This is a genomic window from Streptomyces sp. NPDC054932 (assembly GCF_053610205.1).
In genome coordinates this window covers 1-24,476 of sequence record NZ_JBSGXU010000054.1, presented here as the reverse complement: position 1 = coordinate 24,476, position 24,476 = coordinate 1, and the positions used below count along the sequence as shown (strand labels likewise).

At 72.5% G+C, this 24,476-nt stretch carries 21 protein-coding genes and 1 tRNA gene; 17 read left to right on the top strand and 5 right to left on the bottom strand.

Features of this window, described 5'->3' with window-relative positions; all coding sequences use genetic code 11:
• Window positions 1–155: 155 nt before the first annotated feature.
• Window positions 156–1,496, bottom strand: coding sequence for a UDP-N-acetylglucosamine 1-carboxyvinyltransferase (gene murA / locus ACWGE1_RS17180; protein WP_453421325.1), 1,341 nt, complete (start codon window positions 1,494–1,496; stop codon window positions 156–158).
• Window positions 1,497–1,759: 263 nt separating this feature from the next.
• On the opposite strand from murA, the gene ACWGE1_RS17175 reads away from it, so the two are divergent.
• The 10 genes from ACWGE1_RS17175 (at window position 1,760) to ACWGE1_RS17130 (ending at window position 14,169) form a co-directional block, all read left to right on the top strand.
• The gene (locus ACWGE1_RS17175; RefSeq protein WP_453421324.1) at window positions 1,760–2,320 is read left to right on the top strand and encodes a YqgE/AlgH family protein; all 561 of its coding nucleotides are present in this window, start codon (window positions 1,760–1,762) and stop codon (window positions 2,318–2,320) included.
• Window positions 2,321–2,348: 28 nt separating this feature from the next.
• Entirely contained in the window at window positions 2,349–2,633 is a 285-nt protein-coding gene (locus ACWGE1_RS17170) for a DUF3039 domain-containing protein (RefSeq protein ID WP_030010729.1), read from the top strand.
• Between the two features lie 167 nt (window positions 2,634–2,800).
• Window positions 2,801–4,438 carry a beta-N-acetylhexosaminidase gene (locus ACWGE1_RS17165; protein ID WP_453421323.1) on the top strand — a complete coding sequence of 546 codons (1,638 nt, stop codon included), beginning with the start codon at window positions 2,801–2,803 and terminating at the stop codon, window positions 4,436–4,438.
• 293 nt (window positions 4,439–4,731) lie between these two features.
• On the top strand, window positions 4,732–5,640 hold the full coding sequence (locus ACWGE1_RS17160; RefSeq protein ID WP_051779605.1) for an FAD binding domain-containing protein: 909 nt from the start codon (window positions 4,732–4,734) through the stop codon (window positions 5,638–5,640).
• Complete coding sequence (locus tag ACWGE1_RS17155) at window positions 5,637–7,790, top strand: 2Fe-2S iron-sulfur cluster-binding protein (protein ID WP_453421322.1); 2,154 nt, start codon at window positions 5,637–5,639, stop codon at window positions 7,788–7,790. The genes ACWGE1_RS17160 and ACWGE1_RS17155 overlap by 4 nt, the downstream gene beginning before the upstream one ends.
• Before the next feature lie 41 nt (window positions 7,791–7,831).
• On the top strand, window positions 7,832–10,132 hold the full coding sequence (locus ACWGE1_RS17150; protein ID WP_453421338.1) for a xanthine dehydrogenase family protein molybdopterin-binding subunit: 2,301 nt from the start codon (window positions 7,832–7,834) through the stop codon (window positions 10,130–10,132).
• Window positions 10,133–10,291: 159 nt separating this feature from the next.
• The gene (locus ACWGE1_RS17145; protein WP_453421321.1) at window positions 10,292–10,861 is read left to right on the top strand and encodes a hypothetical protein; all 570 of its coding nucleotides are present in this window, start codon (window positions 10,292–10,294) and stop codon (window positions 10,859–10,861) included.
• On the top strand, window positions 10,861–12,315 hold the full coding sequence (locus ACWGE1_RS17140; protein WP_453421320.1) for a hypothetical protein: 1,455 nt from the start codon (window positions 10,861–10,863) through the stop codon (window positions 12,313–12,315). Before ACWGE1_RS17145 ends, ACWGE1_RS17140 begins: the two co-directional genes overlap by 1 nt.
• Before the next feature lie 27 nt (window positions 12,316–12,342).
• On the top strand, window positions 12,343–13,518 hold the full coding sequence (mycP, locus tag ACWGE1_RS17135; protein WP_453421319.1) for a type VII secretion-associated serine protease mycosin: 1,176 nt from the start codon (window positions 12,343–12,345) through the stop codon (window positions 13,516–13,518).
• A 111-nt stretch (window positions 13,519–13,629) separates the two neighbouring features.
• Window positions 13,630–14,169, top strand: a complete 540-nt coding sequence (locus ACWGE1_RS17130; protein ID WP_453421318.1) for a hypothetical protein — start codon at window positions 13,630–13,632, stop codon at window positions 14,167–14,169.
• A 56-nt stretch (window positions 14,170–14,225) separates the two neighbouring features.
• On the opposite strand, the gene ACWGE1_RS17125 is transcribed toward ACWGE1_RS17130, so the two are convergent.
• A tRNA-Cys gene (locus tag ACWGE1_RS17125) sits at window positions 14,226–14,297 on the bottom strand.
• 180 nt (window positions 14,298–14,477) lie between these two features.
• On the opposite strand from ACWGE1_RS17125, the gene ACWGE1_RS17120 reads away from it, so the two are divergent.
• The 6 genes from ACWGE1_RS17120 (at window position 14,478) to ACWGE1_RS17095 (ending at window position 20,552) form a co-directional block, all read left to right on the top strand.
• Window positions 14,478–15,929, top strand: a complete 1,452-nt coding sequence (locus ACWGE1_RS17120; RefSeq protein WP_453421317.1) for an MFS transporter — start codon at window positions 14,478–14,480, stop codon at window positions 15,927–15,929.
• Between the two features lie 107 nt (window positions 15,930–16,036).
• Complete coding sequence (locus ACWGE1_RS17115) at window positions 16,037–16,237, top strand: hypothetical protein (protein WP_453421316.1); 201 nt, start codon at window positions 16,037–16,039, stop codon at window positions 16,235–16,237.
• Window positions 16,234–16,644 carry a type II toxin-antitoxin system death-on-curing family toxin gene (locus tag ACWGE1_RS17110; RefSeq protein WP_453421315.1) on the top strand — a complete coding sequence of 137 codons (411 nt, stop codon included), beginning with the start codon at window positions 16,234–16,236 and terminating at the stop codon, window positions 16,642–16,644. The genes ACWGE1_RS17115 and ACWGE1_RS17110 overlap by 4 nt, the downstream gene beginning before the upstream one ends.
• A gap of 136 nt (window positions 16,645–16,780) precedes the next feature.
• Window positions 16,781–18,565 carry a DEAD/DEAH box helicase gene (locus ACWGE1_RS17105; protein ID WP_453421314.1) on the top strand — a complete coding sequence of 595 codons (1,785 nt, stop codon included), beginning with the start codon at window positions 16,781–16,783 and terminating at the stop codon, window positions 18,563–18,565.
• A gap of 364 nt (window positions 18,566–18,929) precedes the next feature.
• The gene (locus ACWGE1_RS17100; protein ID WP_189747270.1) at window positions 18,930–19,571 is read left to right on the top strand and encodes an IclR family transcriptional regulator; all 642 of its coding nucleotides are present in this window, start codon (window positions 18,930–18,932) and stop codon (window positions 19,569–19,571) included.
• Window positions 19,572–19,754: 183 nt separating this feature from the next.
• Entirely contained in the window at window positions 19,755–20,552 is a 798-nt protein-coding gene (locus ACWGE1_RS17095; RefSeq protein ID WP_453421313.1) for a S16 family serine protease, read from the top strand.
• Here the strand turns inward: ACWGE1_RS17095 and ACWGE1_RS17090 are convergent.
• The 3 genes from ACWGE1_RS17090 to ACWGE1_RS17080 all read right to left on the bottom strand — a co-directional run bounded on the left by ACWGE1_RS17090 (window position 20,482) and on the right by ACWGE1_RS17080 (window position 23,061).
• Window positions 20,482–21,822, bottom strand: a complete 1,341-nt coding sequence (locus ACWGE1_RS17090) for an MFS transporter (RefSeq protein ID WP_453421312.1) — start codon at window positions 21,820–21,822, stop codon at window positions 20,482–20,484. The genes ACWGE1_RS17095 and ACWGE1_RS17090 overlap by 71 nt on opposite strands.
• 83 nt (window positions 21,823–21,905) lie before the next feature.
• Window positions 21,906–22,505, bottom strand: coding sequence for an ArsR/SmtB family transcription factor (locus ACWGE1_RS17085; RefSeq protein WP_453421311.1), 600 nt, complete (start codon window positions 22,503–22,505; stop codon window positions 21,906–21,908).
• Between the two features lie 76 nt (window positions 22,506–22,581).
• Window positions 22,582–23,061, bottom strand: coding sequence for an Lrp/AsnC family transcriptional regulator (locus tag ACWGE1_RS17080; RefSeq protein WP_202201380.1), 480 nt, complete (start codon window positions 23,059–23,061; stop codon window positions 22,582–22,584).
• Between the two features lie 141 nt (window positions 23,062–23,202).
• Here ACWGE1_RS17080 and hppD point away from each other — a divergent pair, with 141 nt between their 5' ends.
• A complete protein-coding gene (hppD, locus tag ACWGE1_RS17075) occupies window positions 23,203–24,348 on the top strand; it encodes a 4-hydroxyphenylpyruvate dioxygenase (protein WP_453421310.1) in 1,146 nt (381 codons plus the stop codon).
• The last annotated feature ends 128 nt before the right edge of the window (window positions 24,349–24,476 follow it).

Below are 24,476 nucleotides of genomic sequence, written 5' to 3'. Positions count from 1 at the left end.
GGCATGCCCCACCGGGCGTCCGTACGGGCCCGGGTGGGCCCGGGTGGGCCCGCGCGCGGCCTCCGTACGGCCTTCGCCGGAGCACGCGAAAGCCCCCCGGGCCCTGTGCGGGGCCCGGGGGGCTTCGTGCGTACGCGACGCGCGCGGTCAGCGGCTCAGACGAGCTCGCCGCCCGGGAGCTCGACCTTCGCACCGAGTTCCACGAGCTTCTCCATGAAGTTCTCGTAGCCGCGGTTGATCAGGTCGATGCCGTGGACCCGCGAGGTGCCCTCGGCGGCCAGGGCCGCGATCAGGTACGAGAACCCGCCGCGCAGGTCGGGGATGACCAGGTCGGCGCCCTGCAGCTTGGTGGGGCCGGAGACGACCGCCGAGTGCAGGAAGTTGCGCTGGCCGAAGCGGCAGGCCGAGCCGCCCAGGCACTCGCGGTACAGCTGGATGTGAGCACCCATCTGGTTGAGCGCCGAGGTGAAGCCGAGCCGCGACTCGTAGACCGTCTCGTGGACGATCGACAGGCCGGAGGCCTGCGTCAGGGCCACGACGAGCGGCTGCTGCCAGTCGGTCTGGAAGCCGGGGTGCACGTCCGTCTCCAGCGCGATGGCGTTGAGCGGGCCGCCCGGGTGCCAGAAGCGGATGCCGTCGTCGTCGATCTCGAACGCCCCGCCGACGCGGCGGAAGGTGTTCAGGAACGTCATCATCGAGCGCTGCTGAGCGCCGCGCACGTAGATGTTGCCGCCGGTGGCGAGGGCCGCGGAAGCCCAGGAGGCGGCTTCCAGACGGTCCGGGAGGGCCTTGTGGTTGTAGCCGCCGAGGCGGTCGACGCCGGTGATCCGGATGGTCCGGTCGGTGTCGACGGAGATGATCGCGCCCATCTTCTGCAGCACGCAGATGAGGTCCTCGATCTCCGGCTCCACCGCGGCGTTGCTGAGCTCGGTGACGCCCTCGGCCAGGACGGCCGTCAGCAGCACCTGCTCGGTCGAGCCGACCGACGGGTAGGGCAGGCGGATCTTGCAGCCGCGCAGGCGCTGCGGGGCTTCCAGGTACTGGCCGCCCTCGCGCTTCTCGATGGTCGCGCCGAACTGGCGGAGCACGTCGAAGTGGAAGTCGATCGGCCGGCCGCCGATGTCGCAGCCGCCGAGGCCCGGGATGAAGGCGTGGCCGAGGCGGTGCAGCAGAGGGCCGCAGAAGAGGATCGGGATGCGGGAGGAGCCCGCGTGGGCGTCGATGTCGGCGACGTTCGCGCTCTCGACATGGGTGGGGTCGAGCACGAGCTCGCCCGGCTCCTCGCCGGGACGGACCGTCACCCCGTGCAGCTGGAGCAGCCCGCGGACGACGCGCACGTCACGGATGTCGGGAACGTTGCGCAGCCGGCTGGGTTCGCTGCCGAGCAGAGCGGCGACCATGGCCTTGGGCACGAGGTTCTTCGCACCGCGGACACGGATCTCGCCCTCAAGCGGGGTACCGCCGTGGACAAGCAGGACATCGTCTGTGCCGGTCATGAATCTCGCGTTCCGGAGAGGGGTGGGCAGGGGGCCAGGGAAAAGGGTAAGGGCCACCACCCCCTTGTTCGTAAGGCCGACGTGGCCGTAGGACTGTCATGAATTCGGTACAACACCCTCCGTATCCACCGCATGGCGGAGCGTTGCGTTCCGCCTACTCCGTCCATGCGCGCTCCTCGCTGCTGCCGTGCGCCCTGAGCTGCGGTCGATCCGATCTTTCCGCCCGCTCCCCGCAAACGGCCAATGTGCGGGATCATGTCGGCATGACCGAGGTGTCCTCCCTCACAGGGCGGCTGCTCGTGGCCACCCCCGCCCTCGCGGACCCGAATTTCGACCGCGCGGTCGTCCTGCTGCTCGACCACGACGAGCAGGGCTCCCTCGGCGTGGTCCTCAACCGGCCGACCCCCGTGGGCGTCGGCGACGTCCTGCTGCCCTGGGCGCCGCTCGCCGGCTCCCCCGGGGTGGTCTTCCAGGGCGGACCCGTGGCGATGGACTCGGCCCTGGGTGTGGCGGTGATCCCGGGCGAGGAGGGTCCGCTCGGCTGGCGCCGGGTGTACGGGGCGATCGGCCTGGTCGACCTGGAGACGCCGCCGGAGCTGCTGGCCGCGGCCCTGGGCGGCCTGCGGATCTTCGCGGGCTACTCCGGCTGGGGCCCGGGGCAGCTGGAGGCGGAGCTCGGCGAGGGCGCCTGGTACGTGGTGGAGTCGGAGCCCGGTGACGTGTCCTTCCCGGATCCGGAGCGGCTGTGGCGGGCGGTGCTGCGCCGCCAGCGCAGCGAGCTCGCGATGGTCGCCACCTATCCGGACGACCCGTCGCTCAACTGACGGGCGCGGGGTTAAGTACCCTGGGTCCATGAGCACTCTTGAGCCCGAGCGCGGGACTGGCACGGGGACCCTCGTAGAGCCGACGCCGCAGGTGTCGCACGGTGACGGCGACCACGAGCGCTTCGCCCACTACGTCCAGAAGGACAAGATCATGGCGAGCGCGCTCGACGGGACCCCCGTCGTCGCGCTCTGCGGCAAGGTCTGGGTACCGGGCCGGGACCCCAAGAAGTACCCGGTCTGCCCCATGTGCAAGGAGATCTACGAGTCCATGGGCCCCGGCGGGGACAAGGACAAGGGCGGCAAGGACAAGTAGTCCCGACCCCCGGCCCACCCTCTTTCGCGGGACCGAGACCCCCGGTGCGCACCAGCGCGTCCGGGGGTCTTTGCCGTGCCCGCGGGGCGCGTTAGGGTCGGCGCGACGAGCGCCCTGCGGAACGAGCGTTGCGCAGGGCGCAACACGCCGTCGTGAAGGGCTCACGCATGGACTTGATCCCCGTACCCCGGGTCGCCGTTCCCGACGAGCACGGACGCCGTTTCGCGTTCGGGGCCGAGCCGGTCCTCGACGCCGGGCCGGGGGCCGGGACGGTCGCGCGCTGGCTGCGGCGGGAGCTGGGGGCGGCCACCGGCTGGGAGCTGCCCGCCGCCGCGGCCGGTGTGACCGCGCAGCTGCGGCTGCGGATCGACCCCGGCGCCGCGGGGGAGCAGGGACCCGAGGCGTACCGCATCGAGATCGGCCCGGACGGCGCGGAGCTGACGGGCGCGACCGCGGCCGGGCTGTTCTGGGCCGCCCAGACGCTGCGTCAGCTGCTGGGGCCCGACGCGTACCGGAAGGCACCGCTGCCCGGCCGCACGTGGAGCCTGCCGTACGCCTCCGTCGTGGACGGCCCGCGGTTCGGCTGGCGCGGGATGATGCTCGACGTCGCCCGGCACTTCATGCCCAAGGACGGGGTGCTGCGCTACATCGACCTGCTCGCCGCGCACAAGCTGAACGTGCTGCACCTGCACCTGACCGACGACCAGGGCTGGCGGATCGAGATCAAGCGCCACCCGCGGCTGACCGAGGTCGGCGGGTGGCGGGCGCGCAGCCGCTGGGGGCACCGGGCATCGCCGCTGTGGAACGAGACCCCGCACGGCGGCCACTACACCCAGGACGACATCCGCGAGATCGTCGCGTACGCCGCCGAGCGGCACGTCCGGGTGGTCCCGGAGATCGACGTACCGGGGCACTCGCAGGCCGCGATCGCCGCGTACCCGGAGCTGGGCAACACCGACGTGGTCGACACCGCCGCGCTGGGCGTGTGGGACGACTGGGGGATCACCGAGAACGTGCTCGCGCCGACCGAGGCCGTGCTGCGGTTCTACGAGGGGGTCTTCGAGGAGCTGCTGGAACTGTTCCCGGCGGAGGTCTCACCCTTCGTGCACGTGGGCGGGGACGAGTGCCCCAAGGCGCAGTGGAAGGCCTCCGCGGTCGCGCAGGAACGGATCCGCGAGCTGGGCGTGGACGGGGAGGACGGGCTGCAGTCCTGGTTCGTCCGGCACTTCGACGGCTGGCTCGCCGAGCGCGGGCGCCGGCTGATCGGATGGGACGAGATCCTGGAGGGCGGCCTCGCGGACGGCGCCGCGGTGTCCTCGTGGCGCGGCTACGCGGGCGGGATCGCCGCCGCCGAGGCCGGGCACGACGTGGTCATGTGCCCCGAGCAGCAGGTGTACCTGGACCACCGGCAGGCGGACGGCGCGGACGAACCGGTGCCGATCGGGTACGTGCGCTCCCTGGAGGACGTCTACCGCTTCGAGCCGGTGCCGCCGAAGCTGTCGGCGGAGGCCGCCGCCCGCGTGCTGGGCGCGCAGGCCAACGTCTGGACCGAGGTGATGGAGAACCGGGACCGCGTCGACTACCAGGTGTTCCCGCGGCTGGCGGCCTTCGCCGAGGTGGTGTGGTCGTGGCAGCCGGCGCCGGAGGAGCGCGACTTCGCACACTTCGAGGGGCGGATGGCCGCGCACTACGCGCGGTTGGCCGCGCAGGGGGTCGATTATCGGCCGCCCGGCGGGCCGTTGCCGCGGCAGCAGCGGCCCGGTGTGCTCGGGCGCCCGATCGAGGGCGCGCCCCCGAACGTGTGACAAGCCCGTGACGGATCGAACCGGAACCGAAAGGGAACGGGAGTGGAACTCTCCCTCAATTTCCGCCGATACAGGGAAAATCGGGCAATCGGGGAGGAGGGCCGCCGAAGGCGGTGGGACGGGCCCGTACGGCCCGTACGGGGCACCCGGGGCGGGCCGGGTGCAGCGGACCGACCCTCGCGCCGGGCGGCCCGGAAGATGTGCCAGAGTTGCCACGTCCCGGCGGTGAGCACGTACCGTACGGCGGACAGGCGTGAGCGCCGGGACCGGGACATCGGGAAGGGGCAGCTGGGTTGACCACGCACGCACCGCACGCACTGGATTCACCTCAGGGGCCGCAGGGCCCGCAGGCGGCGCAGTCCGTGACGCTGCCGGCCTCGCTCGACGAGGCCGTGGCGGCGCTCACCGCCATGCCCGCCGCCGTACCGGTCGCGGGCGGCACCGATCTGATGGCCGCCGTCAACGCGGGGCTGCTGCGGCCCGCCGCACTGGTGGGCCTGGGCCGGATCAACGAGATCCGCGGATGGCAGTACCAGGACGGCCACGCGCTGCTCGGTGCGGGCCTCACGCACGCACGGATGGGTCGGCCGGATTTCGCCGCTCTGATCCCCGCGCTGGCCGCCGCGGCCCGAGCCGCAGGCCCCCCGCAGATCCGCAACGCCGGCACCCTCGGCGGGAACATCGCCACCGCCGCGCCCACGGGTGACGCACTGCCCGTGCTGGCCGCGCTGGAGGCCGTACTCGTCATCGTCGGCCCGGGCGGGCAGCGGGAGATCCCGGTGTCGTACCTGCTGGCCGGGCGGGAGATGCTGCGGCCCGGCGAACTGATCGGCTTCGTGCGGGTCCCGCTGCTGCACGCACCGCAGGTGTTCCTGAAGGCCACGGGCCGTACCGGGCCGGGGCGCGCCGTGGCCTCCGTGGGGCTCGTACTGGATCCCGCGCGCCGCGGCGTGCGCTGCGCCATCGGCGCCGTCGCCCCGATGCCGCTGCGGCCGCTGGAGGCCGAGCAGTGGGTGGCCTCGCTGATCGACTGGGACGGCGGACGGAGCCTGGCCCCCGAGGCGCTGGAGGCGTTCGGCGAGTACGTCGCGGCCGCCTGCGTGCCCGACCAGGGGGAACCGGTGGCTCCCGGAGTACTGCATCTGCGGCGGACGGTGGCCGTGCTGGCGCGCAGGGCCCTCGGGAGGGCGCTGACCTCATGAGCGAGAACGAGAACGAGAACAAGAACGTGACCCAGGGGAACGGCACGGCGGGCTGGGGCTGGGAACCGGTCCCGCAGGGCGGCGAGTACGACTCGGAGGCCACGGCCTTCGTGAAACTGCCGCAGGACATGCTGGACGCGCTCGGCACCGGGGAGCCGCTCGCGGCGCCCGGGCACGGCTACGTGCCGCCGCCGATGATCGTGCCGCTCGGCTCGGCCAGTACGGATCCGGCGGCCACGGGTACGTGGACGATCCCGGTGCAGTGGCCGGAGGCCGGTGGCTCCGGCCAGACCGGTCCGGGGTCCGCCGAGGGTGCGGATCAGGGGCAGGGCCAGGGGCCGGGTGCCGGTGCCGGTCAGGGTCCACGGTCCGGATCGGTGGGCGGGCCCATTCCGGCGTCGATCCCGATCCCCGCGTCGGTCGCGGCGGCGTTCGCCGAGGCCGAACCGGAGCAGCAGACGACCGACCCGGGCGCGACGGCCGAGTGGCGGTTCCCGCAGGCCGTGCACGAGCCCGAGGCGGTCGCGTCGACGACCGGGCAGTGGGCCGTGCCCGAGTTCACCGAATTCCCCGAGCAGCCCGGTGACTACCGGCCGGGCGCGCTGGACGCCGACTGGAGCCAGGCCCCGGCGACGCTGCCGGGCGGCGCCCCGGCGCCCTGGGCGTACCTGACGCAGCAGCCGGCCGGGGACCCGAACACGGACACCGGCGCGGGCCTGCTGCCCGGAACGGACGGGGCCGCCGCCGCGTCGGCCGCCGCCGCCGCGACCGCGCACGCCGCCGGGCGGCTGCTCGGCGGGCCCGGAGTGGGCGCCGCGGGACGAGGGCCGCGGGTGCTGGGCGGCCCGGGCGTGGGCACCCCCCTGCCCGAGGGCGAGCCGGTGCACCAGGCCCCGCACGACATCGAGGCGGCGCACGGCCCGGCGCCGGAGCCGGCCGAGGGCGCCAGGGGCGCCGATCACGCGGATCACACCGATCACACCGATCATGCGGGGCACGGTGAGTACGCGGGGCACGCCGGGTACTCCGGGTACGCGGAGCCGGTCGGGTACCCCGAGCCGGCCCCCGCCGCCCCGGCCGCCGCCGAGCAGCCGGTGGCCCCCGACAACCTGGATCTCTTCGGCGGAGTGCGCGTGCAGGCGCCGGCCGCCGAGCCCGCGCAGCCCGGCGGCACCGACGGACACGGCTTCACGGCATTCGGCCACGTACCGGACCCCGGTCCCGGCGCGCTGCCCGAAGCGGGGCCCGAGGCCGGGGCGGACGGCGCCCACGAGGTCCCGCACGGCGGGGCGCACGAGGTCCCGCACGGCGGCGCGCACGAGGGCGAGCCGGGCGCTGTCGCTCCGGAGTCCGCGGCCGCGGCGAGCGGCGAGCACGGCCCGGCGGTGCCCGACGCCGGGACCGGGGACGAGCCGGCCGCGCAGGAGCCCCCGGTCGACCGCACCCCGGTCGCGGACACCGCCGACAGCGTCGGTGCACTCCCGGACGAGGGAACCGGCGAAGGGCTCCCGGCCGCGGTGGCGGCGTACGGGGAAGAGGACGAGGACGCCGGGGCCGTCGCCCACCACGAGCACCCGTCGGCCTCCTACGTCCTGCGCGTCAACGGCGCCGACCGGCCCGTCACCGGTGCCTGGATCGGCGAGTCCCTGCTGTACGTGCTGCGTGAGCGCCTCGGTCTCGCGGGCGCCAAGGACGGCTGCTCGCAGGGAGAATGCGGCGCCTGCGCCGTGCAGGTCGACGGCCGGCTCGTCGCCTCCTGCCTGGTACCGGCGGCCACGGCCGCCGGCAGCGAGGTCCGCACCGTCGAGGGGCTCGCGACGAACGGGGAACTCTCGGACGTCCAGCAGGCGTTGTGCAGGTCGGGCGCGGTGCAGTGCGGGTTCTGCGTGCCCGGCATGGCCATGACCATCCACGACCTGCTGGAGGGCAATCACGCCCCCAGCGAGCTGGAGACCCGGCAGGCCCTGTGCGGCAACCTCTGCCGCTGCTCCGGCTACGCGGGAGTGGTCGACGCCGTGCGCGAGGTCGTGGCCGAGCGCGAGGCGGCGGCCGCCACCCCCGCCGAAGCACCCCAGACGCCCTCCGAGGCGCGCATCCCGCACCAGGCAGCGCCCGGCGAGGGCGGCATCCACCACGGAGGCACGGCGTGAGCGGGCAGGACGCGGCGACCGCGACGACAACGGTGAACACCATGGTGACGGCCCTGGCCGCCCCGGGTTCCGAGGCATCCGAGCCGCAGGTGCCGCGCGGGATCGGGGCCTCCGTCCCGGCCGCGGACACCCGCGCCAAGACCGAGGGCACCTTCCCCTACGCCGCCGACCTGTGGGCCGAGGGCCTCCTGTGGGCCGCCGTACTGCGCTCCCCGCACGCCCACGCCCGGATCCTCTCCATCGACACCACGGCCGCCGCCGGGATGCCCGGCGTCCGTGCCGTCGTCACGCACGCCGACGTGCCCGGCGCCACCACGCACGGCCGCCGGATCGCCGACCGGCCGGTGTTCGCGCACGACGTCGTGCGCCACCACGGCGAGCCCATCGCCGCCGTCGCCGCCGACCACCCGGACACGGCGCGGCTCGCCGCGGCCGCGATCGCCGTCGAGTACGAACTCCTCGACCCGGTCACCGACCCCGAGCAGTCCTTCGGCGCCCCCGCCCTGCACCCCGACGGCAACCTGATCCGGCACATCCCGCTGCGCTACGGCGACCCGGAGGCCACCGGCGAGGTCGTCGTCGAGGGCCTGTACCGGATCGGCCGCCAGGACCCCGCCCCCATCGGCGCCGAGGCCGGACTGGCCGTGCCGCGCCCCGACGGCGGCGTGGAGCTCTACACCGCGTCCACCGACCCGCACACCGACCGAGACCTGGCCGCCGCCTGCTTCGGACTGGAGCCGGACCGCGTGCGCGTGGTCGTCACCGGCGTGCCCGGCGCGACGGCCGACCGCGAGGACGCCGCCTTCCAGCTCCCCCTCGGCCTGCTCGCCCTGCGCACCGGCTGCCCGGTCAAACTGGCCGCCACCCGCGAGGAGTCCTTCCTCGGACACACCCACCGCCACCCGACCCTGCTGCGCTACCGCCACCACGCGGACGCGGAGGGCCGGCTGGTCAAGGTCGAGGCGCAGATCCTGATGGACGCGGGGGCGTACGCCGACGCCTCCGCGGAATCCCTGGCGGCGGCGGTCGCCTTCGCCTGCGGCCCGTACGTCGTCCCGCACGCCTTCGTCGAGGGCTGGGCGGTACGCACCAACAACCCGCCGTCGGGCCACGTCCGCGGCGAGGGCGCCATGCAGGTCTGCGCCGCGTACGAGGGCCAGATGGACAAGCTCGCGGCCGCCCTCGGCATCGACGGGGCCGAGCTGCGCATGCGCAACGTCCTGGCGACCGGTGACCTGCTGCCCACTGGCCAGACGGTGACCTGCCCGGCCCCGGTGGCCGAACTGCTGCGCGCGGTCCGCGACTTCGAACTGCCCGCCCTGCCGAAGGACGCCCCGGAGGACGAGTGGCTGCTGCCGGGCGGCCCCGAGGGCGCGGGCGAGCCCGGCGCGGTACGGCGCGGTGTGGGCTACGGCGTCGGCATGGTGCACATGCTCGGCGCGGAGGGGACCGACGAGGTCTCCACCGCCACGGTGAAGGTGGTGGGCGGCGCGGCCACGGTGATCTGCGCGGCCGTCGACACGGGCCAGGGCTTCGCCACGCTGGCCCGCCAGATCGTCCAGGAGATCCTGGGCGTCGACGAGGTCACCATGGCCCCGGTGGACACCGACCAGCCGCCGGCCGGCCCGGCGGCGCACGGTCGCCACACGTGGGTGTCCGGGGGCGCCGTGGAGCGGGCCGCCAAGATGGTCCGCACCCAACTCCTCCAGCCCATGGCCCACAAGCTGGGCATGTCGACGGAGCTCCTGCAGATCCAGGACGGCCGCATCACCTCGTACGACGGCGCGTTCTCGATGTCGGTCGCGGAAGCGATGGCCGGCAAGGAACTCTGGGCCACGGCCCAGTGCCGCCCTCACCCGACGGAACCGCTGGACGCGGACGGGCAGGGCGACGCCTTCGTGGGACTCGCCTTCTGCGCGATCCGCGCGGTGGTGGACGTGGACATCGAACTGGGCTCCGTACGGGTCGTGGAACTCGCCGTCGCACAGGACGTGGGCCGCATCCTGAACCCCCGTCAGCTGGAGGCCCGTATCGAGGCGGGCGTCACCCAGGGCGTGGGCGCGGCCCTGACGGAGAACCTCCGCACGGTCTCCGGCCTGGTCCGCCACCCGGACCTGACGGGCTACGCCCTGCCGACGGCGCTGGACGCCCCGGTGGTCCGCATCGTCAAACTGGTCGAGGAGCGCGACGTGGTGGCTCCCTTCGGCGCGAAGGCGGCGAGCGCGGTCCCGGTGGTGACGACCCCGGCGGCGGTGGCCTCGGCGGTTCGCGCGGCCACGGGCCGCCCGGTCAACCGACTGCCGATCAGGCCCTCCGCGGCAGTGGGAACGCCCAACTCGTGACCGTGTGACCCACATTGCACGTGCAACCCCGGACTTGGGGCTGTCGGCCCCTGTCGCTAGAGTGATCGGTACCGGTGTGCACGCGCGCGTGGACACGGGTGCGAACGGGGACGGGGAGCGGCGGAAACGCCGCGACCACGGGGAGACGGGGAGGCCAACGTGGCAGAGGACAACGGGGCGGGCCAGGCGGTAACGGCCCTCGCGCTGGGGCTGGCGGGTCCGATGGGCGCGCTCGCGGGGGTGGCCTACAGTGCGGCCACCGCGGCGCTGAAGGTCGAGTTCGACTCGCTGACCGAGTACAAGGGCATGGTGGACGGCCTGTTGGACGACCTCACCGGCTCTGACGCGGACCACAAGAAGTTGGCGGACGGCAAGCTGCCGGCGGGCAAGCTCGGTAAGGGCTTCCCGGAGGTCGAGGCGCTGTTCAAGTCGTACGACACGGTCATCACGGAGCTGCAGAAGCTCTCGAAGGGGCTGGCGGGGCAGATCGAGGCCCTGGGCATCGCGGTCCTGACTGCGGGCAAGGGCTACGACGGCGTGGACGAGGAGACCAGGCGCCGCATGGTCGCCATCGCCCAAGAGGCGAAGAAGGATTACGTGGCGGACCGCGACCCGTGGCCGGAGGAGGCGCGCCGCCTGGCGGCGTCCAACCAGCCGACGACACCCACGACTCCGACTCCGACTCCGACCCCAACTCCGTCGCCCAGCAAGTCGGGAGTTACCTACTGATGGCAACGTCATTCGAAGGCTTCACGCACCAGCAGATGCGGGACATGATCGCTTCGCTGGATCCTGCCTCGGTCCAGGCACGGGCCGACCAACTGGCGGCGGCCGCCAAGAAGATCGAGACGATCGGCGAGGCGCTCAAGCGCCACGTCGTGACCGGCTGGGAAGGCGAAGGAGCCGACTCCTTCCAGCTGTGGGTGAGCCGCGCGGGCAACGCGACGCTGCGCCTGAGCGAGTACAGCGCCAAGGGCGGCGAGTGGATGGGCAAGGTCGTCCAGACGATGACCGAGGCCACGAAGATGACCGCCGTCGACGCGACCGCGACCAAGAACCTCGCGGCGGCCATCGAGCACCACAACGACCCGGACGCGGCGAAGGTCCGCTCGGAGGCGCAGACGATTCTGGACGCGGACCACCGCGAGGCGGTGCGGCTGATGACCAACCTGGCGCAGTCGTACGAGCATTCGTCCGAGCAGATGAACAAGGCGGAGATCCCGACGTTCCCGCCGCCGCCGAAGAAGTTCGTGCCGGACAAGCTCGATGGCGTCGAAGGCATGGAGAGGCCCGGAGGAGGGGATGGCGGAGTAGGTGGCTCGGCTGGTCCCTCATCCACGAGCTCGGGCCCGGGAAGTGGTGCGTCCTCGTCGAGCGAGCCTGGGTCGGTGCCCGGGCGTCAGCCGCAGCCGGACAACACTCTGCCGACGACGACTGCGCCCGCGCCGGTGACTCCCGACCGTGACGTGGAGGTGGACCTCGACACCGTCGGCACGCTGCCTCCGAACCAGACGCTGCCTCCGGTGACGACGACGCCCGGTGGGCCGCTGCCCACGAGCCCGGTCGGACCGACCCCCGGCCCCTTCGTGCCGCCCATGGGAGTCCCGCCGATCAGCGGGGTGAAGGGTCCGGGTCTCCCCGGTGTCTTCGGCCCCGGTGTCCCCGCCCCGGGCACGACCGGCCCCCTCGGCAGGGGTGGCACTGTGCCCGGCATGCTCCCGCGTGACAACGGCATCATGGGCGGCCGCCAGGTGACCTCCACCGGCCCCAGCTCGGGTATCCCGCGGGGTACGGTCATCGGTGAAGGCGCCCAGGCGGGCCGCCCCATGGGGGGCGGAGGCATGGGCCACGGTGGCGGTGGTTCCCACGGCGGCGGCAGCCAGGGCGGCTTCGCCGGCGGACGTCGACTGGCCTCGGAGCCGGGAGGTGTCGTCGGAGGGCGTCAGACCGGTGCGGCAGGTCGCCCGGTCGTGGGCGGTCAGCCCTTCACCCAGGGTGGTTCGGGTCTCGTGCGCAATGGCGCCGGGGGCGCCGGCATGGGTCCCATGGGCCACGCGGGCGCCGGCACGCAGACTCCGGGCAAGCGACGGAACGACCAGGGGGGCGAACGCCCCGACTACCTGGCCGAGGACGAAGAGACCTGGCAGGGCAACCGTCGTGTTGTTCCGCCGGTGATCGACTGAGCAGAACGGACATGGCGCGGGATGCACATGCGTAAGGCGACCTCGGCCCTGGTGGGTCTGCTGTTGGCCGGGGTCGCCGCGACCCCGGCCCACGCGGAGACCATTCGATCGCAGCAATGGCATCTCGACGCCATGAAGGCCGACGAAATTTGGAAGATCAGCACGGGTAAGGGAATCACCGTCGCGGTGATCGATTCGGGAGTCAACCGCATCCCGGAACTCCAGGGGCAAGTCCTCCCCGGCGCGGTCTTTCCTGTCGGCGACGCTCCGGGCGACAAGGACAACGACTACGACGGTCACGGCACCAGCATCTCCGCGATGATCGCCGGTACCGGAAAGCATCCGAGTGGTGACGGTGCCTACGGGCTTGCACCCGGCTCCAAGATTCTCCCGATCCGCGTGCCCGACGTGCTGGAGGAGGCGAAGGCTCCATCGGTGGTTGCGGCCATTCGGTATGCGGCAGACTCGGACGCCAAGATCATCAATATCTCCAAGGGTGTCGCCGGCAAACCAGAGGATGATCGAGATCGGGCTGACGCGGTGAAGTACGCGCTTTCCAAGGGGAAGCTGATCTTCGCTGCCGTCGGCAACGATGGGGATACGACCAACGAGGTTCTCTACCCGGGCGCCACCCCCGGGGTGGTGGGCCTGGGAGCCGTCGACGTGAACGGCAAGCCGACCAGCGAGTCGCAGCACGGGCCCCAGGTGGACATGGTCGCACCAGGCATGGACATCGTTTCGGCTTGCATCCTTAAGTCGGGGCTCTGCAAGACCCACGGCACAAGTGACGCCTCTGCCCTCGCCTCCGCCTCCGCCGCCCTCATCTGGTCCGTCCATCCCGACTGGACCAACAACCAGGTTCTGCGTGTCCTCCTGAACACCGCCGGGAAGCCCACCGACGGCGTCGAGCGCAACGACTACGTCGGCTACGGCCTGGTCCGCCCCCGTATCGCGCTCCAGACCCCCGGCGACCCCGGCCCGGCGGACGTCTACCCGCTGCCGGACCTCGCGGCGGCGGATGCGGCCAAGAAGCCCGCCGCGTCACCCGACGGCAAGGCCCCCGGCGCGGCCGCGTCCAAGCCCGCTGCGCAGGCCGAGGAGAAGAAGAGCAGTGGTTCGCTTCCCTGGATCGCTCTCGGGCTGGGCGCCTGCGTGCTGATCGGCGGAGCGGTGACCGTGGTCGTCGTACGCCGCAACCGCTGATCCGGTCCGGTCCGCACCGGTTCGACTCCTGCGCGGGTGTCGCGCCACGGAGACGGCGAATGCCCACTCGAACGGCCTGGATCTGGTGGCCATGATGAACGGCGGATCCTGATGCCCCGCACGCCCCGTGTGGTCGTCGGCGTCGCCGTGGGGGCGGCGCTGTTGGCCGGCTGCTCCGACGGCCCGGTGTCGGCCGCGCCCGAGCTGCCCGGGTCCACCTGCTTCGGGGCCTTCACCCCGGCCGAACTCGCGCCCTTCATGGGTACGGGCAGGGAGGTGAAGGTGGACGGCCCGGCCGACGCCCGGCTGAGCGCCGGGCGGAAGAGCGCGATCTGCAACATCTATGTGGACGGGAAGACCCGCTTCTTCGCGACGGCGGAGCGCTTGCCGCAGGGGCAGCACTTCGTCTGGGCCCCTGCGGTGGACGAGCAGAAGCCGGAGGCGCTCCCCTTCGCCGAGAACAGCAAGCTCTGGGACGGAGGTGCCGCTGTCGTCCTCCCGTGCAGCGGGCCCGCGGACGCCTTCGAGCTCAGGCTGTGGATCGACGGCTCGGTGGAGAAGATCCAGCAGGATGCGCGGCGGCCCCTGTTCACCGGGCTCATGAAGAAGTACCTGGACTTCGCCAGGGAGCAGACCGGCTGCGGAGCCTGAGCCGGAAAAGGCGAAGGCCGCCCAGGGGTGCGCCTGCCCCTGGACGGCCCGCCGCGAAGCCGTGACCGGAATCGAACCGGCGTAACCCGCTTTGCAGGCGAGTCCCTCAACCACTCGGGCACACGGCTGTGTGGTGGTGACGTGAATGACCGTACGGGGGCCCGTGGGGCCGGGGAAGGGATGCGCGGGCCGTGCAATGCGACTGCCATGCCGCGTTAACAGTCCGGCGGACCTAGGTCTGCGGGAGGAGGACGGGATCCGTCGAATTGACAGGGTCGATCCCGGGCTACGCACCTTACTCTGGGGCGATGAGCGCCCTTGAACCCCGTGTGCCGCAGAGAACCGCGCCGATCCCGCCCCCGCCCCGGGGCGGGATTCTGGGGCCTGCCTACCGGACGCTCAGCATCGGGGTCATCTCCGTCGTCTTCCTCATCGCCTTCGAGGCCACCGCCGTCGGCACGGCCATGCCCGTCGCCGCCCGCGAGCTGGAGGGGATCGGGCTCTACGCCTTCGCCTTCTCCGCCTACTTCACGACCAGCCTCTTCGGCATGGTCCTGTCGGGCCAGTGGGCCGACCGGCAGGGGCCGCTGCGGCCGCTGACCGTCGGGATCGCCTCCTTCGCCTCGGGGCTCGTGATCTCCGGGACCGCCGGGGCCATGTGGGTGTTCGTGCTCGGCCGGGCCGTGCAGGGCTTCGGCGGCGGGCTGGTCATCGTCGCCCTGTACGTGGTCGTCAGCCGGGCCTACGAGGAGCGGCTGCGGCCCGCGATCATGGCCGCCTTCGCCGCCGGCTGGGTGGTCCCCTCGATCGTCGGACCGCTGGCCTCCGGGTCCGTCACCGAGCACCTCGGCTGGCGGTGGGTGTTCCTCGGGATACCGGCGCTGGTGGTGGTCCCCCTGATGGTGGCGCTGCCTGCGATACGGCGGACCGCGTCCGGGCCCGTCGATCCCGCCGCCCCGCCCGTGGCCTTCGACCGGCGGCGGATCCGGCTGGCCCTCGGCATCTCGGTGGGCGCGGGGCTGCTCCAGTACGCCGCCCAGGACCTGCGGTGGCTGTCGCTGGCGCCGGGCATCGCCGGCGCCGCCCTGCTGGTGCCCGCCGTGCTGGGGCTGCTGCCGCGCGGGACCTACCGGGCGCGGCGCGGGCTGCCGTCCGTGGTGCTGCTGCGCGGGCTCGCCGCGGGATCGTTCATCGCGGCGGAGAGCTTCGTACCGCTGATGCTGGTCACCCAGCGGGGGCTGAGCCCGACCCTGGCCGGGTTCTCGCTCGCGCTGGGCGGGCTGACCTGGGCGGGCGGTTCGTGGGTGCAGTCCCTGGGCCGGATGGCGCCGTACCGGGAGCGGCTGATGGTGTCCGGGATGGTGCTGGTGGCGCTCGCCATCGCCGCGGCGCCCGCCGTGCTGATCGAGTCGGTGCCGGTGTGGACGCTGGCGCTGGCCTGGGCCGTCGGCTGCCTCGGCATGGGCCTGGTGATCGGCTCCACGAGCGTGCTGCTGCTGAAGCTGTCGGCGCCGGAGGAGGCGGGGTCCAACTCCGCCGCCCTGCAGATCTCGGACGCGCTGGCCAACGTGGTGCTGCTGGCCGGGGGCGGCGCCGCCTTCGCCGCGCTCGGTGGCGGCGCGGTGGGCGCCGCGCACACCGTGACCGCCGGGGGCTCGGCCTCGCACCCCGCCGCCTTCGCGGTGGTCTTCCTGCCGATGGCGTGCGTGGCGCTGGTGGGAGCCTGGGTGGCGACCCGGCTGGATCCCGCCGAGGCGTGAGACCAGGAGACCAGGAGGCCGGGAGACCGGGAGGTCGGGGGGCGGGGGCGGGGCGTGCCGGGGAATTCGGCTGCTTCATGATCGGTGGCCGCACTACCGTTGCGGCCATGAACGAGCTGATCATCCGGTTGTCCGACGCCGAGCGCGCGGAATGCGCCGACCTTGCCGATGCCACCGGCCGGTCGTCCGAGGAGCTCGCGCTGGACGCGGTACGGGCGCTGCTGCAGGCCGAGCGCAGCCGGGTCGGGGCCGAGGCGCTGCGGCTCGCGCAGCGGCACGCGCCCCTGCTGAAGCGGCTCGGCGAATGAGCGCCGCCGCCCCTGTGCGCCACCTCACGCTCGCCGAGGTCCTCGACCTGGCCCGGCACGCCTGCCTGGCCCGGGACCAGCCCGTCGAACTGCGCGCCCCCGGGCTGCTGGAGTCGGCCGTGCACCGGCCCAGGGCCCGCATGCTGGGGACCCCGGCCTACGAGGACCCGTACGAGCAGGCTGCCGCGCTGCTCCACGGCATCGCGACGAACCACCCCCTGGTCGACGGGAACAAGCGCACCGCCTGGCTCGCCGCGGCGACCTTCCTCGCCGTGAACGGGGCCGATCCGGGCAGCGTGGACCAGGAGGCCGCGTACGCGCTGGTCATCGATGTGGCCGCCGGGCGCGAGGGCGATGTCGCGCGGATCGCCGCCCGGTTGAGGGCCCTGCTCCTCCCGCCGGTGTGACGCTCGCCGCACCCGCCGAGGTCACGGGCCTGTCCCTCCGCGAGGGGCGGGCCCGGGCCGGTAGGGTGGCCCGGTTGTCCTACGTACGACTGCCTGCCACCCGTACCAGATACGCCGAGAGCACGAACCGGAGACCGTGACTACTACCGCCTCCCACCATCTCTCACCCGCCTTCCCCGGCCGTGCCCCCTGGGGTACCGCCAACAAGCTGCGTGCCTGGCAGCAGGGGGCGCTCGACCGCTACATCCAGAACCAGCCGCGGGACTTCCTCGCGGTCGCCACGCCCGGCGCCGGCAAGACCACCTTCGCGCTGACCCTCGCCTCCTGGCTGCTGCACCACCACATCGTTCAGCAGGTGACCGTCGTCGCGCCGACCGAGCACCTGAAGAAGCAGTGGGCGGAGGCGGCGGCCCGGATAGGCATCCGGCTCGACCCCGAGTACTCCGCCGGACCGCTCAGCAAGGACTACCACGGCGTCGCCGTCACCTATGCCGGTGTCGGCGTGCGGCCGATGCTGCACCGCAACCGCTGCGAGCAGCGCAAGACCCTCGTCATCCTCGACGAGATCCACCACGCCGGTGACTCGAAGTCCTGGGGCGAGGCATGCCTGGAGGCCTTCGACCCGGCGACCCGGCGCCTGGCCCTGACCGGTACGCCCTTCCGGTCCGACACGAACCCGATCCCCTTCGTCACGTACGAGGAGGGGAACGACGGGATCCGGCGGTCCTCCGCCGACTACACCTACGGCTACGGGAACGCGCTCGGCGACGGCGTCGTCCGGCCGGTCATCTTCCTCTCCTACAGCGGCAACATGCGCTGGCGGACCAAGGCCGGCGACGAGATCGCCGCCCGGCTCGGCGAGCCGATGACCAAGGACGCCATCTCCCAGGCCTGGCGCACGGCGCTGGACCCGCGCGGCGACTGGATGCCGAACGTGCTGCGTGCCGCCGACCAGCGGCTGACGGAGGTCAGGAAGGGCATCCCGGACGCCGGCGGCCTCGTCATCGCCTCCGACCAGGAATCGGCGCGCGCCTACGCCAAGCTGCTGAGGGAGATCACCGGCAGCAAGGCGACCGTGGTGCTCTCCGACGACACCGGCGCGTCGAAGCGGATCGACGAGTTCAGTGAGGACGGCAGCCGCTGGATGGTCGCGGTCCGGATGGTGTCCGAGGGCGTCGACGTACCGCGCCTCGCGGTGGGCGTCTACGCCACCACCATCTCGACGCCCCTGTTCTTCGCGCAGGCCGTCGGGCGATTCGTGCGTTCGCGCAGGCGCGGCGAGACCGCTTCCGTGTTCCTTCCGACCATTCCCTACCTCCTCGGCTTCGCGAACGAGATGGAGGTCGAGCGCGACCACGTCCTCGACAAGCCGAAGAAGCAGGGCGAGGATGATCCGTACGCCGAGTCCGAGAAGGAGATGGACGAGGCGAACAAGCAGGAGGACGAGGACACCGGCGAGGACGAGCAGATGTCCTTCGAGGCGCTGGAGTCCGACGCGGTCTTCGACCGGGTGCTCTACGACGGCGCCGAATTCGGCATGCAGGCGCACCCGGGCAGCGAGGAGGAGCAGGACTACCTCGGCATCCCCGGGCTGCTGGAGCCGGACCAGGTGCAGATGCTGCTGCAGAAGCGGCAGTCCCGGCAGATCGCGCACAGCCGGCGCAAGCCGGACTCCGAGGCGGACCTGCTGGAGCTGCCCGCCGACCGGCGGCCGGTGGTCTCGCACAAGGAGCTGCTGGAGCTGCGGAAGTCGCTGAACACGATGGTGGGCGCGTACGTCCACCAGAGCGGGAAGCCGCACGGGGTGATCCACACCGAGCTGCGCCGGGTGTGCGGTGGACCGCCGAGCGCGGAGGCCACCGCGGGGCAGCTGCGCGAGCGGATCAAGAAGGTGCAGGAGTGGGCCACCCGGATGCGGTGAGTCCGCGCGGGTGAGTTCCTACGGAACGGCGGACGGGGTCCGTGCGGAGGTTCGCACGGACCCCGTCGCCTGTTCGGAGCAATGGGCAGGCAAAGATCCACTTTCGGATCGAGGTCACGAATTGACACCGAGATCGATCAGGAAACGGCATAAACAGGTAGCACGCGCCCGGATTCTGGACGAGCCCTTCCGCTGAGCGGACCTGCTCGCTACTGTCCCCGCAACAAACGCACCGTGGCAGCGCCGCCGCGGGAGCGCAGCCGGTGCAATGGCCGCTACCGGCGGCCTCTCCGTGCGTCGCCGCGGGACCGGCGGCGTGCCGCCCCGAGAGTCACCGCCGCTCACCGAAAGAGGGAGAGGCGTCGTGACCGCGGAAACCTCCCAGACTCTCGACAGAGGGCTCAGAGTCCTCAAACTGCTCGCCGACACCGACCACGGTCTGACCGTCACCGAGCTCTCCAACCGCCTCGGTGTGAACCGCACCGTGGTCTACCGGCTCCTCGCCACCCTCGAACAGCACGCCCTGGTCCGCCGTGACCTCGGCGGCCGGGCCAGGGTCGGCCTCGGGGTGCTGCGGCTGGGCCGACAGGTCCACCCGCTCGTGCGCGAGGCCGCCCTGCCCGCGCTGCGGTCCCTCGCCGAGGACATAGGCGCCACCGCGCACCTGACCCTCGTCGACGGCACCGAGGCGCTCGCCGTCGCCGTCGTGGAGCCGACCTGGACGGACTACCACGTGGCCTACCGGGCCGGCTTCCGCCACCCGCTGGACCGCGGGGCCGCCGGGCGGGCCATCCTGGCCGCCCGTCAGGGCTCCCTGATCGAGCCGGGGTACACGCTGACCCACGGGGAGCTGGAAGCGGGCGCCAGTGGCGCCGCCGCGCCGCTGGTGGGCATCACCGGGCTGGAGGGCAGCGTCGGCGTCGTCATGCTCTCGGACGCGGTGCCGGAACGGGTCGGGCCGCGGGTGGTCGACGCGGCGCGCGAGGTCGCCGACGCCCTTCGCTAGGCCGCGGGCTCGGCGGATCCGGGGGCCTTCTGTTGCGTTGCCGGATGCGGCGCCGTTGCGGGGGCGCTGCCCCCGGGCCCCCGCGCCTCAAACGCCGGGCCGGGCTGGGATGGCCGGGCCGGGCCGGGATGGCCGGGATGGTGCGGCGGGGCCGGTCGGGGGTGGGGCGGATAGATTGGGCGGGTGCTTTCACGCCTCACACGTCTCCCGCGTCCCGCCGCCCTGGCCCTCTGCGCCGTGCCCGTGCTCGGGCTCTTCGCCGCCGCGGCCTTCGCGCCGCTGCCCTTCGTGGTCGCCATTCCCGGGCTCACGGCCGACGTTCTGGGGTCGGACCAGGGCAAGCCGGTCATCACCATCACCGGGGCCCCGGTCCGCGACACCAAGGGCGAGCTGCGGATGACCACCATCCGGGCCACCGGCCCGTCCTCGTCCATGAAGCTGCACGAGCTCATCGGCCACTGGTTCGAGACCGATCAGGCGGTCATGCCCAGGGAGGCCGTCTACTCCACCGGCGGAAGCGACGAGGAGATCGAGAAGCACAACCTGGAGGAAATGGCCAAGTCGCAGTCGGCCGCCACCGATGCGGCCCTCGGCTTCCTCCACAAGGACCCCAAGGACGTGAAGGTCGAGCTCAACCTGGCCGACGTCGGCGGTCCGAGCGCCGGGCTCCTCTTCTCCCTCGGCATCATCGACAAGCTCGACGGCGACGGCAGCGGCGGCGACCTCACCGGCGGCCGCAGCGTCGCCGGTACGGGAACCATCACCGCGGACGGCGAGGTCGGCGCGGTCGGCGGCGTGGCCCTGAAGACCCAGGCCGCGCGGCGCGACGGGGCGAGCGTGTTCCTCGTACCGAAGGCCGAGTGCGCGGACGCCCGGTCGGAACTCCCCGAAGGGCTGCGGCTGGTCCCCGTCACTTCGCTGACGGATGCGGTGAACTCCCTGCGCGCGCTGAACCGGGGAGAGTCCGTTCCGTCCTGCTGACGGCCGGCTGCCCGTCCATGGCGCGCCACGCGGGGAAGACCAGCGGGGCGAGCGTCGTCAGCAGGTACGTGCCGCCGAACAGCAGCAGCGCCGTGGCGACCCCGAAGCCGTCGACCAGCAGGCCCGCCGCGAGTCCGCCCAGCGGCATGGTCAGCTCGCAGCCCGCCGTGGCCACGCCCGAGACGCGACTGCGCAGCGCCTCCGGCACCTGCTCGTACATGACCGTCGTCAGGATCGGGTTGAGCACGCCCACGCCCAGGCCGGCCAGGGCCATCGTCACCGCGAGCGGCAGCGTCGTGTCGGTGACGGCGGCCACCACGTACCGGGTCGCCCCCGAGAGCAGGAAGGCCGCCGCGAACACCGCGCGGCGCGGGAAGCGCTCGCCCCACATGCCGTAGAGCAGGGCGCCCAGCAGTGCGAAGCCGCCGAAGAGGGAGATCATCAGACCGAGGGCGGTGGCGCCGCCGAGGGCGTCCCGGCCGTGCACCGGCAGCAGGACCGAGGACCAGCCCTGGTCCAGCCCGTTGGTCATCATGACCATCACGGTGATGCCCAGCAGGAGCCGGGTGCGGGTCATGAAGGCCCAGCCCTCGGCGAGTTCGGCGCGGTACGCCCCGAAGGACACCTTTCCGGCGGCGCGTTGCGGTTCGGCGGCCGGGATCCCGCGCAGGAAGGCGGTGACCAGCAGTGCCGACGCCCCGAAGGTCGCCGCGTCCAGCAGCAGTACGGTCTCGGCGCCGAACGCAGCGATCAGCAGGCCGGCCGCCGCGGCCCCGATCATCCGGGCGCCGCGCGAGACCGCGTCGTAGAGGCCGGCGGCCCGGGTGATGGTGGTGCCGGCGTGCTCGGCGAGGTTCGGCAGGAGCACGGCGCGGGCGGTCAGGCCGGGGGTGTGCACGAGGCCGGTGACGGCCATCAGCGCGCACAGCATCCAGAACTCCAGCAGGCCCGCGTAGTGCAGCAGCGGGATCGCACCGACCGACAGGCCGCAGACCAGGTCGGAGACGGCGGAGACCCGGCGGCGGCCGATCCGGTCGATGACCGGTCCGCCGACCAGGGCGGCCACGATGACGGGCAGGGTGGCGCAGAAGGCGACGATCCCGGCCCGGCCGGCGCTGCCCGTGGTCTGCAGCACGAACCACGGGACACCGATGAGGGTGAGTGAACTCCCGGCTATGGAGACGGTGTTGGCGGCCAGTACGCCGACCAGAGGGCGCTTGTCCGTACGGCGCTTCGCGTGCGGCGGCCCGTCGGGTGTTAAGGCGTGCACGGCAGGACTCCTCGGATGGGCGGGGGAGGGGAGGGGAGGGGAGGGGAGATGGTGCGACGGGTGCGACGGGTGCGGCGGGGCCGCTACTCGGCCGTCTCGCGCGGGAAGGCGTGCGTGTGGAAGCGGACCGCCTTCGTGTCCTGCGAGGCCGGCAGGTCGCGATAGCTGTTGATCAGGTCGTGCATCTTGTGGATCAGCTCGTGGCTCTGCGCGGGGGTCAGGTGCAGGGTGAAGTCGCTCATGTCCGCGCCGCGCCGCCATTCCTGGGGCCAGTTGTGGGCGTTGCCGAGCCAGGTGCTCAGCTCCTGCGTGTGGATCGTCGCGATCTCGTGCAGGAAGAGGTCCGCCGCACCGCGCACGGCCGGGTCCTCGTCGAGCGTCAGCGTCTCGTCGAACGCCGTGCCGTCGTACACGGCCCGCCACCAGCGTTCGCGGCCCTTGCCGTGCTCAGGTGCGTCCTCGACGAACCCGTGCGCCGCGAGCTGGCGCAGGTGGTAGCTGGTGGCGCCGCTCGACTCCCCGAGCCGGTGGGCCAGTTGGGAAGCCGTCGCGGGGCCGTCGTGGCGCAGCGCGCCCAGCAGGCGGATGCGCAGGGGGTGGGCGAGCCCGCGCAGTGAACGGGCGTCGAGCGTACGGACGTTGGGCTCTGTGGGCCCCGCAGGTTCCACCGGGTTCTCGGGCATGGCTCGACGATAGAGTTGCAAAGAATCCTGTGCAAGGATTTCTTTGCAACGTCTTCTTTGGATGCCCGCCCAGGGTTCAGGGCCGGGTGTCGTCCTCCGCCGCCTGCTCCACCAGAGGGATGATCCGCAGCGGTACCGGGTTCTCCATCACGATCGCCGTCGAGGCCCGCACGATCCCCTCGAACCCGACGACGCGGTCGATCACCCGCTGGAGGTCGGCGTTGGAGCGGGCCACCAGCCGGCACAGCATGTCCCCGTGCCCGGTCGTGGTGTGCAGCTCCAGCACCTCCGGTACCCCGTTCAGGTGCGCCCGTACGTCGGCCCCCTGCCCCTGCTTGATCTCCAGCGTCGCGAACGCGGTCACCGGATACCCGAGGGCCGTCGGGTCGACCTGCGGGCCGAACCCGCGGATCACCCCGTTCGACTGGAGCCGGTCCAGGCGCGCCTGCACGGTCCCGCGGGCCACGCCGAGCCGGCGCGAGGCCTCCAGGACCCCTATCCGCGGCTCGCGGGCGAGCAGGACGATGAGCCGGCCGTCGAGTTCGTCGATGCCCATGGACGCCTCCGGGTGCCCACGCGTGCTCGTGGGTAGTCATAGTGCACAGATGTTTCAACCAGACTGCGGTCATCCTGGGCAGTTTGTACAGCCAAACAGGAAACTATTGCGCAGCTTGTGGATCGGCGGGACTCTGCGCTCATGACTGAGACCCTCGACACCACCCCGCACACCGCGCGTGAGGCCGACCCCTTCCCGGTGAAGGGCATGGACGCGGTTGTCTTCGCCGTCGGCAATGCCAAGCAGGCCGCGCACTACTACTCGACCGCCTTCGGCATGAAGCTCGTGGCCTACTCCGGACCGGAGACCGGCACCCGCGAGACGGCCAGCTACGTCCTGACCAACGGCTCCGCGCGCTTCGTGCTGACCTCGGTCATCAAGCCGACGACCGACCACGGCCGCTTCCTCGCCGAGCACGTCGCCGAGCACGGCGACGGCGTGATCGACCTCGCCATCGAGGTCCCGGACGTCCGCGCGGCGTACGCGTACGCCGTCGAGCAGGGCGCCCGCGGCCTGGACGAGCCGTACGAGGTCAAGGACGAGAACGGCACGGTCGTGCTGGCCGCGATCGCCACCTACGGCCAGACCCGCCACACGCTGGTCGAGCGCGGCGACTACACGGGCCCGTACCTGCCCGGCTACGCGGCCGCCGAGCCGATGGTCGCGCCCCCGGCCAAGCGCACCTTCCAGGCCATCGACCACTGCGTCGGCAACGTCGAGCTCGGCCGGATGAACGAGTGGGTCGCGTTCTACAACAAGGTCATGGGCTTCACGAACATGAAGGAGTTCGTGGGCGACGACATCGCGACCGAGTACTCGGCGCTGATGTCCAAGGTGGTCGCGGACGGCACCAAGAAGGTCAAGTTCCCGATCAACGAGCCGGCGATCGCGAAGAAGAAGTCGCAGATCGACGAGTACCTGGAGTTCTACAACGGCCCCGGCGTCCAGCACATCGCGCTGGCCTCGAACGACATCGTCTCGACGGTCCGCTCGATGCGCGCGGCGGGCGTCCAGTTCCTCTCGGTCCCGGACACCTACTACGACACCCTCGGCGAGTGGGTCGGTGACACCCGGGTGCCGATCGACGAGCTGCGCGAGCTGAAGATCCTGGCCGACCGCGACGAGGACGGCTACCTGCTGCAGATCTTCACCAAGCCGGTGCAGGACCGCCCGACGGTCTTCTTCGAGATCATCGAGCGGCACGGCTCGATGGGCTTTGGCAAGGGCAACTTCAAGGCGCTGTTCGAGGCGATCGAGCGCGAGCAGGACAAGCGCGGCAACCTCTAGCCTTCGGCTCGGCCCGCAGATTTCGACGCGCTGCCCGCACCGCTCCGGTGCACCGCGCAGCGGGTCTTCACGAAACGGCCCGAGGGGGGCCTGGCGCCGCCCCTGTTTCCGGGTGGGGCGGCGTGGTG